Source organism: Pseudoselenomonas ruminantium, from assembly GCF_900104055.1.
In the GTDB taxonomy this organism is placed as follows: Bacteria; Bacillota; Negativicutes; order Selenomonadales; family Selenomonadaceae; genus Selenomonas_A; species Selenomonas_A ruminantium_C.
In genome coordinates this window covers 1-14,940 of the sequence record NZ_FNJQ01000055.1, presented here as the reverse complement: position 1 = coordinate 14,940, position 14,940 = coordinate 1, and the positions used below count along the sequence as shown (strand labels likewise).

Here is a 14,940-nt window from a genome sequence, read left to right as displayed (position 1 = left end):
TCTGCCGCTCGCCCCATATGCCCCACCGCCGTTGCCACGTACTTCCTTTTGCTCTCTGCAAGCTACTACGCTTGACCTCGGCGCGGGTACTTGCTTTTTGCCTGTAGTGCGCTGCCGCAGGCTGGCTCCTGAGCGAAAAATCTGTACATATCGCTGAAAGACGCGCCGTGGTGACCGGCGCACTCCCCCTAAAATAACGGCATTTCCGAGGGAGTCATTTAGCACGGAAGGCAAAAAGTAAGTACCCGCGCCGCCCCCCATTCATTTAGGGCGGAGGTCAAAAAGTAAACACCAACGCCACTCTACTAGCCTGCCTCGGCGTTGGATAAAAAAATAAGCCGCACAAGGCAGCTTATTCGTTAATTGCTTTCAATATCCATGTTCCATCGCCTGCTAAGCGCAGTTCCTGCTGATGCTGGGCAAACAGCGTTGACCTATGTCCTACGCTGACCACGCCCATATCCGGCAGTTCCTGTGCCAGCATTTGATACATCTCCGCTTCCCGCGGTTCATCCAAGGCTGAAGTGGCCTCATCCAAAAACACCCAATCCGGTTTGGCCAGCAGAACCCGGGCAAACGCCAGACGCTGCTGCTCCCCTAAGGACAGGATGCGGCTCCAGTCGTCAATCTCATCAAGACGGCTGACAAATTTTTCCAAACCAACCTTCTGCAATACCTGCTGCATCTTCTCGTCACTGCCGGCTGCCGTACCGGGATAATATAAGGCCCGGCGCAGACTGCCCAACGGCAGATAGGGACGCTGCGGCAGGAATAACAGCCTGCTGCCCGCCTTCAATGAGAGTTTTCCCTTGCCATAAGGCCAGATACCAGCCAGCGTACGCAATAAGGTGCTCTTGCCGCAACCAGAAGAACCTGTTACCAGCAACCGGCTGCCAACGGGCAGGCTCAGGGTACAATCATCCAACAGCACCCTGCTGTCCGGCAGCTGCACCTGCAGATCTTCCACGGCCAGCTGCTGCCCTTCTTCCTGGCGCACGATACCGGCCTCAACAGCTTCGGCACCTTCCATATGTTCCGTAAAGGCCGTAAGACGCTTGACCACCGCTGCCAACTGCGCGATGGTATCATAGGACTCGACGAAATAGGACAGGGCATCCTGCACCCGGCCAAAGGCTGAAACCGTCTGCATCAGACCGCCCAGTGCAATGCCGCCCGCAAAATATTGGGGTGCTGCCAGGATAAGCGGCACAATAACAGCCAGCTGCGCATAACCATTCACGTAAAAATTCAGGATCTTCGTCTGCTTCATGAGCTGCCAGAAATTGCTGATCACCTTGGCAAAGCGCTCATGAAAACCCTTATTTTCAGCTTTTTCTCCGCCATAAAAGGCGATGCTCTCACTGTTCTCTCGCACCCGCATCATATTGAAACGGAAGTCAGCCTCAAAGCGCTGCTGGTCGAAATTCAACCCAATGAGTTTCCGCCCCACGAGATGCGCACAAGCCGTACCAATCCCCGAATAAAACAGGGAGAACCAGAACATATAACCATAGATGACAATCTCCCGGCCGCCAATATCCATGGTAAATGCACCCGAAAGATTCCAGAGCACCACACCAAAAGCGGCCAAAGTCGTGAGCTGCTTCAAAAAGCCAATCAACAGCTGCAAGGAAAGATTGACAAACTGGTTGATGTCCTCGCTGATTCGCTGGTCAGGGTTATCCGTGTCACTATTCTGCACCTGCAGGCGATAATAGACCTGCCCCTCCAGCCATCGAGAGAGATAAGCCTCCGTAAGCCAGGTACGCCATTTTATCTGTACTGCCTGCCGCAGGTAAATCGCATAGACCGCAATGACAATATACAGCATGGCAATCGCCGTGAATTCACCCACCAGCGGCCAAAACTGATCTGCCTGATACTGCTGCAGTGCATTATAGAATTCATTGTACCAGCTGTTCAATCTTACCAGCAGATACACGCCGAAAAAATTCAGGCCAATGACAAAGGCCAGCAGCCCCCTGGCTTTCCACTTGTGTTCACTGTTCCAGTAACCGCGGAACAATTGCCAAAAAGCCTTGAAAGCGCCTCTTTTCCCCATATGTAATCACTCCACCAAAAAAGAGATTGTCCCGCTATAAAACGGAACAATCTCAGTATAGACCTTTCCCCTATTTCCTGCAATAAGTAAATTGTGTTAGAATAATTAAGTAATATCTCATAAACCATAGGGGGTAAACCAACATGTTCATATATATGATTGGCATATTGGGGCTGCTGCTCTTGCTGCTCCTCTATCGCTATCTGCACAACAAGAAGATCTTCACCTGCTTCTGCCTGACATTATTGATCACAGGCCTGATTGCCTACCGTTGCTGGCCGGTACCGGAGACCGTCCACCAGCCCATCAGTGAAAGCGAACGCTATGAAATGCAGCAGCAGCAGCAGATCTTCACCACCTGGTACGCTCAGTACCAGCAGGATTTAGCCGAACTGGACCGCAACTGGCGCTGGTATCATCAGATCATCGAAAGCTTCAAGGCCGACAACATCAGCATCCAGACCTGTTTCCTGCGGCTCAAGCAACTGGATCAGGACAGCGCGAATCTCAAAGAACGCATCGCCCAGCATACGCCGCCGGTGGCCCTCAACGATGGCTGCTATGACCAGCTGGCCGAGGTCATGAAAAAGACCAACGCCTATGCCGATGCCCAGTACCGTACCATTGCGCTGACCAGGGCTGCTGCCGATCCGGCCAACCTCAAGACCGATGACCAGGCCGAACAGAGCCGCATGCTGCAGACCATCATGATCCGGGAATCCCCAGTAGGCTTATACACCGCCAAGGAAATCACGGCCATCCGTGATTATCTGGAAATCCCCGAAGATGTCCAGCAGAATCAATAGTTCTCTGCGTGAATCTCAAAATAACTCTGCGGATGTGCGCAGACGGGGCATAGCTGCGGAGCCTTGGTGCCCACGACGATATGACCGCAGTTGCGGCATTCCCAGACCTTGACTTCGCTCTTCTGGAAAACTTCCTGTGCCTCTACATTCTTGAGCAGGGCCCGATAGCGTTCCTCATGATGCTTTTCAATATCGGCTACCATGCGGAATTTGATTGCCAGTTCCTTGAAACCTTCTTTTTCGGCCGTATCGGCAAAACCGGCGTACATATCCGTCCATTCATAATTTTCACCATCGGCGGCGTCCTTCAGGTTCACCGTCGTATCGGGCATGCCATCATGGAGTTCCTTGAACCACATCTTGGCATGCTCTTTTTCGTTGTCTGCCGTCTTGAGGAACAAGGCAGCAATCTGCTCAAAGCCTTCCTTCTTAGCCTTGGAAGCATAGTAAGTGTACTTGTTGCGAGCCTGGCTTTCCCCGGCGAAGGCCGCCTCAAGATTCTTCTCGGTCTGAGTCCCTGCGTATTTGCTCATAAGTGATTCCCCCTTAAAATATAATTGATCACACATGCACATTATAGCATTTTTCCCCCTTAATATCCACACAATTTTATTTATTGTCAGAAAGTTAATTGAAAGCAAACAGCACAAACGAAAAAGATGCCCCCGCAGAGGCATCTTTCCTATTTATGCTTTATGCAATTAGAACAAGAAGTTCACGCGGCCGAAGAGGTTGTGTACCTTCTGCTTCGTCTGCAGGTCTTTACCATTACCATAACGGAGCGTCAGGATGGTGTTCTTGAACATAGCGTAGTTGCCGCCAACTTCCCAACCTTTTTCACCCATGTTGTCGATGTTGATTACATCCCAGGGGCTGGCTACGAATGCATTGCGGCCGAAGTGACGGTATGCCACCCATGCACCCCAGGTGCCAGCATTTTCTGCCTGAGCGCCTTTATAGTCGAGCTCTACGCTGCCAGCCTTCTTGTAGTAATCAGCTTCCGTATTCTGCGCATAGAAGCCCTTAATAGCTACATTCTTACTGAAGTTATAGCCGCCCTTTGCCAGCCAGATATTGGCATCTTCAGCCTTAACATCTTTGGCATAAGCTTTCTGATAATAAGCTGCATTCAGGTGATGGAAGCGGACAGCGCCCCAGAGTTTGCTCTTCTTGAAGCCCAGGCCTGCATACTGATAGTTGGAAGCCTGTTCATCACTGATTGCAATTGCATTAGCAGCCAGACGGCCTGCACCAACAGCAAAGTTAAGACCATCACCAGCCGGTTTGTAGGCTACTTCAGCACCAGAATACGGCGTATCTGCGATTGTATCATCATCCGGCGTAGCGAATTTACCGAGCTTTACCGTCCAGTTGCCATATTTACCCTCTGCATATACACGCTTTAAAGCAACATTACCCTGATCCTCTGCTACTTCATTGCCATAAGCATCATAACCTTTGGAAGTATCTTTAGACAAATTAGTGTTGGCATCAAGGCGAGCCTTTACATGCCAATGTGCATTAACTTCTGCACTGGGTTCGAAACGAATCAACAGATTGTTACGGCTATCTTTGCCAGCTTCCTTGTCATTTTTACCTTCAGTCATATAATGCTGGAAGGTATACTCAGCCGTACCATGCCACTGAACCATGTCTGCATTGCGTTCCAGGTTAGCTACGCGTACGCCCAGGTTGTTGAGTTCTTCCGCGAATTCAGCAGCCAGTTTGTCAACGAGAGCCTTATCTACACCGCTGGTGCTCTTGGTCATAGCCTTGGCTACCATCTGTGCCATTTCATAACGAGTGATGTTGCGGTTGCCTTTGAACGTGCTGTCGCCATAGCCTTCGATAACACCATCGTCAGCCAGCTGGGTTACAGCATCATAAGCCCAATGATCAGCCGGTACATCGCTGAACGGATTGCTGGCAGCAAAAGTCGTGCTGGCAGCGCCTACAACCAGAGCGGTAGTCAGAGCAGAAACGAGTTTCTTGTTCATTAATAAATCCCCCTAAAAAATAATTAACCCCTCGTTCTTCGGAACCGTTCCCAGTGAGTTTCCTTGTTTCCTCACCAAACAGGACACATGTCCTTCCGAACAATTAATACTATAACACATATTCTGAAATATGGCAACGGTTTCATACATATTTTTTTCAGAAAAAATCTTATTTCACTGTCATCTATGAATTTTTCCTGCTACTTCTGTAACATTTGTTCCTTGTAACTTGGGGGGTAACTATGCTATAATTCCCTTGTCAGTTAATTTGTTTTATCGCGTGTTACGCATAGGAGGATTTTATAATGGCTATCACTAAAGATATGAGCATCATCGAAGTTGTGCAGAAATACCCGGACACTGTTGATGTATTCGTCAACGCTGGCATGGGCTGCCTGGGCTGCGCTGCCGCTCACTTCGAAAACATCGAGCAGGGCGCTATGGCTCATGGCATCGATATCGACGCTCTGATCAGCAACCTCAACGAAGTTGTCGGTGCTGAAGCATAATTTTTCCAATCAAAATGACCGGTCATGCAGTTGACCGGTCATTTTTTTATGTTCATTCATTCAATGCGCCTGCCAGGCGCTCGGCCAGCAGGGTATAGCGCTTGCGGGTACGGTCGTTGGTGACGGCCGTATTCAAGGCTGCTTTCGTACCCAGCAGGATGACCTGCTTGCTGGCGCGGGTGACTGCCGTATACAGAAGGTTTCGCTGCAGCATGATGTAGTGGCCACTGGTCAACGGCAGGATGATGACCGGATATTCACTGCCCTGGCTCTTATGCACACTCATGGCATAGGCCAGCTGCAATTCCACCAGCTCATTCTTCTCATAGTCCACCTGCAGATCCTCACTGAACTGCACGGTGATATGATCCGCTTCAACAGCGGTGATAAAACCGATATCGCCGTTGAAGACCATCTTGCTATAGTTATTCTTCGTCTGCATCACCTTATCATTGAGGCGGAAGGTGCGGACGCTGTTCTTGTATTCGCCTTTATACTCAGCCGGCGGATTCAAGGCCGCCTGCAGGAGCTTGTTAAGGTTTTCCACGCCACATTCCTGCCGGTGCATCGGGGAAAGCACCTGCACATCGGTCAGCGGGTTCCATCCCTGTTTTGGCAGGATTTCCACACAGAGTTTCACGATGCTGCGCGCCACCTCTTCGGGATTGGCAATCTCCCAGAACTGGAAGTCGCCGGCTGGCTTGCAAAGTGGCAGCCGCCCGGCGTTAATGGCATGGGCGTTGAGCACGATGGTGCTCTCCTCGTTCTGCCGGTAGACTTCGGTGAGCCGCACGGCCGGAATGACCTCTGAGCGCAGGATATCCTTGAGTACGGCGCCGGGGCCCACGGCCGGCAGCTGATCCACGTCCCCAACGAGGATCACATGGCAGCCATCGGGCACAGCATCGAGAAAATGCTGCATGAGCACGATATCCATCATCGAAACCTCATCGAGGATGATCGCATCGGCCTCTAACTGTTCATCGGCATCCTTGGCAAACATCGAGGCACCATCATCCTGCCGTCCGCCCTGCGCTTCGAGCATCCGGTGTACCGTCATGGTCTTGCGCCCCGTGGCTTCAGCAAGGCGTTTAGCCGCCCGCCCCGTGGGTGCTCCCAGAAGGATTTCCAGTCCAGCCATTTCCAGCACATCGATCATGCCCCGCACCACGGTAGTCTTGCCTGTTCCGGGGCCGCCAGTCAGCACCAGTATGCCATGTGTCAATGCCGCCACCATGGCCTCTTTCTGCGCTTTGGCCAAATCAAGGCCGGTGAGTTCCTCCCAATGGGCCACCATGCCCTCGGGATTTTCCACATCGAGCACATCCGCGTAACGCTGCAAGTACAATAGTTTGCGCGCCACTTTTTTCTCCGCCCGATAGAGATAGGGCGAATAGATCAGTGTTGTGCCGCCGACAGACTCCACGGCCAGCCGCTGCAGTTTCAGCTGCTTTTTGAGCACCTCACCCACCCGCAGCGGATCAACCCGCAGCAGTTTGGCCGTGCGCTCAATCAGCGGTTCTTCGGGTATGCAGCAGTGCCCGCCGGTGGAAATCTGCTGCAGGGCATAGTCAATGCCAGCCGCCACACGGCTTTCATCATCGCCGGCCATCCCCAGACTGGCGGCAATGGCATCGGCAGTGGCAAAACCGATGCCCTCTACCTCCTGCGCCAGCTTGTAAGGATGATTTTCCAGCACGTCCAGCGCAAACGAACTGTATTTCTTATAGATTCGTGCCGCCAGCGCTCCGGATACGTTATGGCTTTCCAGCCAAAGCATGATTTCCCGCAGCTCCGATTGGGATGTGTAGGAAGCCACGATCTTGGCCGCTGTTTTCTTGCCGATGCCCTCCACGGTTTCCAACAGCTTCGGCTTCTGTTCGATGACATCGAGGGTATCGGCGCCGAACTTGGCCACCAGTCGTTTGGCCATAGCGGGGCCCACGCCGTCAATCACACCGGAGGCCAAAAAACGCTCGATGCCTTCCACGCTGGTGGGTGCTTCCAAGCGCAGGCTCGCAGCCTTGAACTGCTGACCAAAGCGGGGATGCGTAACCCACGTCCCCTTCAAATGGACCTGCTGTCCTACTAACGGCGGTTCACAGCTCACCGTCACGGTAACACGGCTGTTCTGTCCGGAAGGCTGCAGGCGGAAGACAGCAAATTTGCCATCCTCACTGGCAAAGATGATGCTGTCTACCAGGCCTTCGATCTCTTCCTGAACGGCCTGCGGGGCAAAGCCCAAGGCCATCTGTTCGGTTTCATTATGATATGCCACTATCTTTGCTCCCTTCTGCCGTCATAAAACTTACTCACTGGCCACCAAACGTTCCCATTTGGCGTAACGTTCTTCGATTTCTGCCTCTTTGGCGGTGTATTCTTCGGCAATACGCTGGCTCTCAGCCGGATCTGCCTGTATTGCAGGCTGATTCATCTGGAATTCCAGCCCCTTGAGTTCCGCTTCGGCCATGGCGATTTCTGCCTCAGCCCGCTGGATCATCTCCGTGCGCTTGGCATCGCTCATGCTCTGGATCTTGCCCGCTTCGGCCCGCTCTTTGGCTGCGGCCTTTTCTTCAGCATCTCTCTGCACTGCGGCAGGTTTAGCTGCCGCCTTCTTGGCGGCCTCTTTTTTCGCCGCTTCTTCGGCTTCCAGCCGCGCTTCCTCCTCTGCTTCGCGCTCCGCTTCCTTCTTCATCAGATAGTAGCTGTAGTTGCCGCTGTATTCGGTCAACCGGCCAGCAGCCAGTTCCAACGTGCAGTTAGCCACCTTATCGAGGAAATAACGGTCATGGGAAACGGCGAGGAACGTGCCAGGATAAGCCATCAGTGCTTCTTCCACTGCTTCTCTTGCAGGGATGTCCAGATGGTTGGTCGGTTCGTCGAGGATCAGGAAGTTAGCCCCGGTCAGCATCAGTTTCAGGAAAGCCACCCGCGACTGCTCACCACCGGAGAGATCACCGATCTTGCGCAGCACCTCATCCCCATGGAACAGGAAAGCCCCCAGATAACGGCGGGCCTGCTCTTCATCCACGCCATAGGTATAGATGATTTCATCGAGCACCGTCATATCCATATGCAGGGTTTCATGTTGCTGGGAGAAATAACCGATTTTCACGCGGCTGCCGATTTTCACACGGCCTTTGGCCGCTTCAAGCTCCCCGACCAGTACCTTGAGCAAGGTAGTCTTACCTGCACCATTGGGCCCGACGAGGGCCACGCCATCCCCATTGCGGATCAGCAGTGACAGATCCCTGAACACCGGTTCGCTGCCATAGCCAAAAGTGACTTCCTCCAGTTCCGCCACCCGCTGGGCACATTCAGGCGGTTTATGGAACGCAAAGTAATTGAAGCTGGCGGCCTCTGGCGGCAAGACAATACGCTCCAAACGGTTCAGCTGGCTTTGGCGGCCTCTGGCCTGCTTGGATTTGATGCCCGCCTTATACTTGCGGATATATTCCTCGGTCTTGCGGATATGTTCCTGCTGTTTCTCATAAGCCGATTTCAAGGCTTCCCGTCTCGCCGTCTTCACCCGCATGAAGTAGGTATAGTTTCCCTCATAGCTCGTAACCGTCCCGGCCTCGAGCTCCACCATGCGCGTGGCGACTTTGTCGAGGAAATAACGGTCATGGGAGATGATCAGCACACCACCGCGATAGGTACGCAGGAAGCCCTCGAGCCATTCAATCATCTGAATGTCCAGATGGTTGGTCGGTTCATCCAGGAACAGGAAGTCCGGTTCCCGCAGCAAGGCCTTGGCCAGACAGATACGCGTCTTCTGCCCGCCGGAGAAATGCTGGACATCCTTCTGGAAATCCTCATCGGAAAAACCTAAGCCATAAGCCACTTTCTTGATACGGCTTTCAAATTCATAGCCTTCAAGCTGCTCGAAGCGCTCCACCACCTTGCCGTAGAGGTCGAGAAGATCCTCTTCGCCTGCGGCAATGCGCTTTTCCAGGGAACGCTTGCGCTCACCCAGTTCAATGATATCGTCAAAGGCCCGGCGGAATTCATCATAGAGCGTCCCCTCGCCGAAATTAGCCTGCTGTTCCACATAACCGATGGTTTCGGCGCTGTCGAGCTGCACCGAGCCGCCATCGGCCTCTTCCTGCCCCATCAGGATTTTCATCAGCGTGGTCTTGCCCGCGCCATTGGCGCCCACCAGACCGACCTTATCGCCGCCGCGCACCTCAAAACTCACATCATGGAAGAGTTCATCTATACCAAAGGCCTTCTTGAGGCCATTCACCTTTAAAATTCCCAAAATAATATACTCCTCTAAAGTACAGACAAAGACGGAGCTATGCTCCGCCTTGATTTATTTCCTATAATCCAAGCCAATATGCACCACGGCCTGATTGGAACTGCCGCCATCCATGATCACGCAGGTAAAGGGCATGCCGTAGAACACATCCGTATTGCGCGTGGACGTCGTGATCGTCGTCTGGGTACGGGAACTGGTCTTGCCCGTCTCCACGCCGGAAATGATAAAGCCCTTGCGCTGCAGGATCTGCGCCACTTCTGCGGCCGCACCATTGATACCGCTGTCGTTGATGACCATGACCGAAATCTCTTCCGGCTTCATGGGCTTGGTCTCTTCCTCCGGCTTCTTCGCTTCTTCCTCCAGCACTTTGCCGGAATTCTTGGACTGTGCCAGCAGCTGCATGCCGCTGGGCAAAGTCTTCATATAAGCATCTTCATCGGCCTGTGCCTGCTCTTTGGCCTTATCGCTAAGCTCCAAACCAAGCTGCTCAGCCATCAGCTGCCGCAGATCCGTGATATCCGGTATCCAGTAACTCACATCCTTGATATAGGCTGGCTGTCCGGGGACCATCTGGGCCGACAGGCCATTGTCATGGACACTCTTGAGCTGACCGGCAAATTCCAGCAGTTCCGTCAGGCTCATATCCGTCTGAATGGCCGATTTGATTTCCTCCACCAGTTTCGGCAGCTGCGGCAGTACCGACGGGGAAATCACCTTGGCCAGCACCGCCTTCATAAACTTCTGCTGGCGGCCGATGCGGCCGATATCGCCTTCACCATCACGATAGCGCACATACTGGATGGCTTTCTTGCCATTCATATGCTGCTCACCGGGATAAAGGTCGATCACGAGGCCCCCATCATCATCCCAGGGATCCTCATAGTACATCCTCTTTTCCACGTTGATGTCCACGCCATCCAGCGCGTCGATGATCCGCTCAAAAGCCTTGGTGTCGATGATGATATAATGATCGATCTTCGTGCCCAAAAGCTTTTCCACAGCTTCCTGACTCAGCTTATGGCCGCCATAGGCATAGGCATGATTGATCTTCTCGTAATCATTCTTCTCAATCTGCACCCGGGTATCGCGGGGCACCGAGATCAGTGCCGCCTTGCCCTTGCTCTGGTCCAGTGCCGCCACCATCATGGTATCGCTGCGGCCCACATCGCCTTCCCGGCGGTCAACGCCTAAAAGCATGACATGGGTGATCCGGTCCTCCTCCGCCTGCTCACCATATATGCTGGCGGCTTCGCTGCCACCATCGCCATGGTACCGTGCCGCCATCACTCCGAAACAGGCGGCTGCCAAAACCAGCATAACCGCCAATATCCACTTAACGCGCTTCATACTGCGCTTTCCCCTGCGCCTCTGCCGCATGATCTATATCTCCTCGTATACAATAGTTCAACCCATTCAGTATACCAAAGTCAATGGCTGATGTAAACATCAGCACGGTCCGCCTCATCCTTCTTCCACAAATTTCCCCAGCACATAGAAATTGCCATGTCCCTTGGCAAAGATCTTGCCGTCTTTGCTCGTCAGTTCACACTCGCAGGTCATGGTATGGCGGCCATCATGCAGGACCTTCGCATGGGCAATGACCTTTTCCGTCAGCGGCACCGCATGCATGAAATCCGTGGTCAGGCTGATGGTGACCACCTTCTTGTTGCAGGCCAGGCACGCCGCTCCCATAGCCGTATCGGCCATGGTCATGAGCACACCGCCATGGGCGATGCCATAGAGATTCGTATGTATCTCGTCAATCGGCAGTACCAGCTGCATGCCGCCATCGGCAAGCGGCTCCACCTGCATATGCAGGTATTCAACAAAAGGATTATGATGATAGAAGCGGACAATCTGTTGCTGAAGTTCCGTAAGTTCCATTTTTGCGCGTATCCTCCTAAAATTTTTCTTTATTCATTATACCACAAGGAAAACACTCTGACCGTGACGAAATGTATAAAGTGTGTTTTGGATAAAAAAGAGGTGCATATCATGAAAAACTTTAAGATTGCTGTAATCGCTGGGGATGGCATTGGGCCGGATGTAATTGAAGAAGGAAAGAAAGTCCTGTCCGGTATTGCCAAGCTTGACGGTTCTTTCCATGTGGAATTCACGGATTTCCCCTGGGGCTGCGAATATTACCTGCGCGAAGGCCGCATGATGCCCGAGGACGGACTCGCGCAGCTCAAGGACTTCGATGCCATCTACTTAGGTGCGGTGGGCTATCCCGGCGTGCCCGATGATGTTTCCCTGCAGGGCCTGCTCCTGAAGATCCGCAAGGGCTTCGACCAGTATATCAACCTGCGTCCTGTGAAACTTCTAAAAGGTGCCCCCTGTCCACTCAAGGATGTAAAAGAAGAGGATATCGATATGGTCGTCGTGCGGGAAAACAGCGAGGGCGAATACGCGAACGTCGGCGCCCGCCTCTATCCCGGCACCGAGCAGGAAATCGCCCTGCAAACCGGCGTCTTCTCCCGCAAGGGCTGCGAACGCGTGATTCGCTACGCCTACGAACTGGCACAAAAAGAGGGCAAGAGCCTCACCAATATCAGCAAGGCCAATGCCCTTGGCTATTCGATGGTCTTCTGGAATGAGATTTTCGCCGAAGTCGGCAAGGAATATCCCGACGTCCCCACCAGCAGTCTTATGGTCGATGCCGCCAGCATGTTCTTCGTCAAGAACCCGAAACGCTTCCAGATTGTCGTGACCAGCAACCTTTTCGGCGATATCCTGACCGACCTGGGCGCCGCCATCGCCGGTGGCATGGGGCTGGCCGCCGGCGCCAACCTCAACCCCGAAAAGAAATTCCCGAGCATGTTCGAGCCGATCCATGGCAGCGCCCCGGATATCGCCGGCAAGGGCCTCGCCAATCCGCTGGCCGCTATCTGGAGCGTCAGTCAGATGCTCGACTTCTTCGGCGAAGAGGAATGGGGCGCAAAGGTTATAAGCGCCATCGAAACCCTGCTGCTGGAGAAAAAGACTTTGACACCGGATTTAGGCGGCACGGCCAAGACCGATGAAATCGGCGCAGCAATTCTCGAAATCCTGGGCAGGTAAAGCTTTCTGCCACCTCATCCGTAAGCCTTCCTCATCAATGGGAAGGCTTATTCTTTCCCCGCAGATACTTCACGGCCGCAAGCCCCGCTTCAGCGCCCTGATACACGGCCTTGGCCACCTGCAGCAGGCCGCCGGTGCAATCGCCAGCTGCGAACAGCCCCGGCACATTGGTGGCACCATGGGCATCTATTTTGATACGATTGCCATCAAGCTGAGCACCGATTTTCTTCGCAATCGCGGTACTGCCCGCCGTGCCCAGGGCCATAAATACACCATCAAGACTTAACTCCGTCCCATCGGCAAACACAACTTTTGCGACACGCTCGCCGCCAGCAATGGCGGCGATTTTTTCTGTGTGCACAGATATGTCTGCGGTCACCTCGGCTGTAAGCGCCGCGCCATTGGTCAGCATATAAACCTGAGCCGCATGGGGCAAAAGCGACTGTGCTTCATGCAGGGCATACTCACCAGCACCGACCACAGCAACCGTCTTACCGCGATAGAAGAACGCATCACAAGTGGCGCAGTAGCTTACGCCCTTGCCTTCAAACTCCTTCACTCCCGGTACATTCAGTGACTGCCGCGAAGCCCCTGTGGCCACAATCACGGCATCTGCTTCAAACACATGCGCTTTCCCCGTCACCTTGAAGCCTGTAAAATCATCGTTGAACATCAGTGAGAGCAGTTCGTCTTCCAAAAACTCCACACCGATTTTCTTCGCGCCTTCAATGCCACGAGCGTAAAGCTCCGCTCCGGAAATTGGCTCAGCCAGACCATAGTAGTTTTCAATCTTCTCTGCCTTGGCCAGCCCACTAAGCTCCAGCCCCTTGCTAAGCACGGTAACCTCCGCACCTCCCCGGCGGGCGTAAAGCGCTGCCGATACCCCGGCAGGGCCGGAGCCGATGATCAAAACCTTAGACATGGAAAACACTCCCTTCAATCACTTTACCACCACTATAGCAAAGAATGCGCCCAAAATCCGTGAGCCAATCACAGTAATCATAAGCACTTGCGACAAGGCAGCGGAGCGCCAGCCATTGTGCGCCGGAGCGTTTGAATGCTGGCGTCAAGAAAGAATTTTTTGCCCACCACTAAAATAAAGGGAAGCACCTTTGTCTGAACGCAGTGAGTTTAGGTGCTTCCCCTTATATGAATGGCAAAAAAATCTTTCAGCCAGCGGTCATAGCGAAGGCGCACGATGGCTGGCGCGGAGGGATTTTTATGCCGTCTTTTGTGCAGCTGTTGTATGAATAACAGACTGAATTGCACCAGTTGGGCACTTGGCAAGGCAGGTTGACTCCGTGCACTCGGCGCATTTGCTGCCGTCCACTACGGCCACGAAATTGTCAATCTTGATGGCCCCATGGCTGCAATTCCGCATGCAGAGGCCACAGCCAATGCAGGCATTCTTGCAGAGCTTCTTGGCTGCCGGGCCTTTGTCGTGCGAGCTGCAGAGAACCTCCACCGGCTCGCTGAAAGTCTTGAGCGTCAGTATTGCCTGCGGGCAGGTACTCACGCATTTGCCGCAGCCAGTGCAGATATCCTTGTCCACCACGGGCAGGCCATCTACTCCCATGCTCAGCGCCCCAAACGGGCAGGCCTTGACGCAGTTGCCGAAGCCAATGCAGCCGAACTTGCAGCCCTTGGGGCCGCCCTGTATGAGTTTAGCCGCCGCACAGTCGGGCACGCCCTCGTAATAAGCCGCCATCGCTGCAGCGGTCTTAGTGCCCCGGCATTTGAGCGCAGCATACTTCGGTTCCGTGGCTTCAGCTTTCTTGCCCGTCAGCTCAGCCACCTTGGCTGCTACGGCCGCCTTGCCCGGCACACAGAGATTCGGTGCCACCGTGGGATCTTCCACCACGGCTTCGGCATATTTGGCACAACCGGCAAAGCCGCAGGCACCGCACTGCCCCTTGGGCAGGATTTCTTCGACTTCGTTGATCAGCGGATTCACCGCCATATAGAATTTCTTATCCGCCAATGCCAGCACGATGCCGAAAAACAGCCCGACACCGACCAGCACGACGATAATCAATAATGCTTTTTCCATTTATCTCCACCTCATCCGTTACCTCATAAATTGCAGTTTATCGGGGAGTTCGTGGCAAAGGTATCCCGCTCATGCGCAGTCAGGGGTTCACGGGGGAGTACTTTTTCTGGTTGCGCTAAACGACCCGCTCGGCAAGGTCAACATTCCTTAGTCTGAATGCGCCGGGCAGGCCAACGGCGCGTCTTTCAGCGTGCT

The 14,940-nt window shown here is 53.5% G+C and carries 12 protein-coding genes; 3 read left to right on the top strand and 9 right to left on the bottom strand.

All coding sequences use genetic code 11. The features are described from left to right. Positions 1–352: 352 nt before the first annotated feature. The gene (locus BLQ59_RS14930; RefSeq protein WP_074573614.1) at positions 353–2,062 is read right to left on the bottom strand and encodes an ABC transporter ATP-binding protein/permease; all 1,710 of its coding nucleotides are present in this window, start codon (positions 2,060–2,062) and stop codon (positions 353–355) included. Positions 2,063–2,205: 143 nt separating this feature from the next. Here BLQ59_RS14930 and BLQ59_RS14925 point away from each other — a divergent pair, with 143 nt between their 5' ends. Beyond that, positions 2,206–2,868 carry a hypothetical protein gene (locus BLQ59_RS14925; RefSeq protein WP_074573613.1) on the top strand — a complete coding sequence of 221 codons (663 nt, stop codon included), beginning with the start codon at positions 2,206–2,208 and terminating at the stop codon, positions 2,866–2,868. Here the strand turns inward: BLQ59_RS14925 and rbr are convergent. Continuing rightward, positions 2,862–3,401 carry a rubrerythrin gene (rbr, locus tag BLQ59_RS14920; protein ID WP_074573612.1) on the bottom strand — a complete coding sequence of 180 codons (540 nt, stop codon included), beginning with the start codon at positions 3,399–3,401 and terminating at the stop codon, positions 2,862–2,864. The two genes, BLQ59_RS14925 and rbr, sit on opposite strands and share 7 nt — an antisense overlap. Before the next feature lie 168 nt (positions 3,402–3,569). Beyond that, on the bottom strand, positions 3,570–4,865 hold the full coding sequence (locus tag BLQ59_RS14915; protein ID WP_074573611.1) for an S-layer homology domain-containing protein: 1,296 nt from the start codon (positions 4,863–4,865) through the stop codon (positions 3,570–3,572). Positions 4,866–5,170: 305 nt separating this feature from the next. Here BLQ59_RS14915 and BLQ59_RS14910 point away from each other — a divergent pair, with 305 nt between their 5' ends. Then, positions 5,171–5,374, top strand: coding sequence for a DUF1858 domain-containing protein (locus BLQ59_RS14910; RefSeq protein WP_014423547.1), 204 nt, complete (start codon positions 5,171–5,173; stop codon positions 5,372–5,374). Positions 5,375–5,426: 52 nt separating this feature from the next. On the opposite strand, the gene recD2 is transcribed toward BLQ59_RS14910, so the two are convergent. The 4 genes from recD2 to BLQ59_RS14890 form a co-directional block, all read right to left on the bottom strand. After that, on the bottom strand, positions 5,427–7,625 hold the full coding sequence (gene recD2 / locus BLQ59_RS14905; protein ID WP_074573615.1) for an SF1B family DNA helicase RecD2: 2,199 nt from the start codon (positions 7,623–7,625) through the stop codon (positions 5,427–5,429). Between the two features lie 57 nt (positions 7,626–7,682). After that, positions 7,683–9,635, bottom strand: a complete 1,953-nt coding sequence (locus BLQ59_RS14900; RefSeq protein ID WP_074573610.1) for an ABC-F family ATP-binding cassette domain-containing protein — start codon at positions 9,633–9,635, stop codon at positions 7,683–7,685. A 54-nt stretch (positions 9,636–9,689) separates the two neighbouring features. Further along, positions 9,690–10,982, bottom strand: coding sequence for an LCP family protein (locus BLQ59_RS14895; RefSeq protein WP_371118596.1), 1,293 nt, complete (start codon positions 10,980–10,982; stop codon positions 9,690–9,692). A gap of 114 nt (positions 10,983–11,096) precedes the next feature. After that, positions 11,097–11,519, bottom strand: a complete 423-nt coding sequence (locus BLQ59_RS14890) for a PaaI family thioesterase (RefSeq protein ID WP_074573608.1) — start codon at positions 11,517–11,519, stop codon at positions 11,097–11,099. A 111-nt stretch (positions 11,520–11,630) separates the two neighbouring features. Here BLQ59_RS14890 and BLQ59_RS14885 point away from each other — a divergent pair, with 111 nt between their 5' ends. Then, positions 11,631–12,695 (top strand): tartrate dehydrogenase, encoded by a 1,065-nt coding sequence (locus BLQ59_RS14885; protein ID WP_074573607.1) that lies wholly within the window; start codon positions 11,631–11,633, stop codon positions 12,693–12,695. 34 nt (positions 12,696–12,729) lie between these two features. Here the strand turns inward: BLQ59_RS14885 and BLQ59_RS14880 are convergent, their stop codons facing one another. Continuing rightward, positions 12,730–13,617 carry an NAD(P)/FAD-dependent oxidoreductase gene (locus BLQ59_RS14880; protein WP_074573606.1) on the bottom strand — a complete coding sequence of 296 codons (888 nt, stop codon included), beginning with the start codon at positions 13,615–13,617 and terminating at the stop codon, positions 12,730–12,732. A gap of 297 nt (positions 13,618–13,914) precedes the next feature. Then, positions 13,915–14,745 carry an RnfABCDGE type electron transport complex subunit B gene (rnfB, locus tag BLQ59_RS14875; RefSeq protein ID WP_074573605.1) on the bottom strand — a complete coding sequence of 277 codons (831 nt, stop codon included), beginning with the start codon at positions 14,743–14,745 and terminating at the stop codon, positions 13,915–13,917. Between the last annotated feature and the right edge of the window lie 195 nt (positions 14,746–14,940).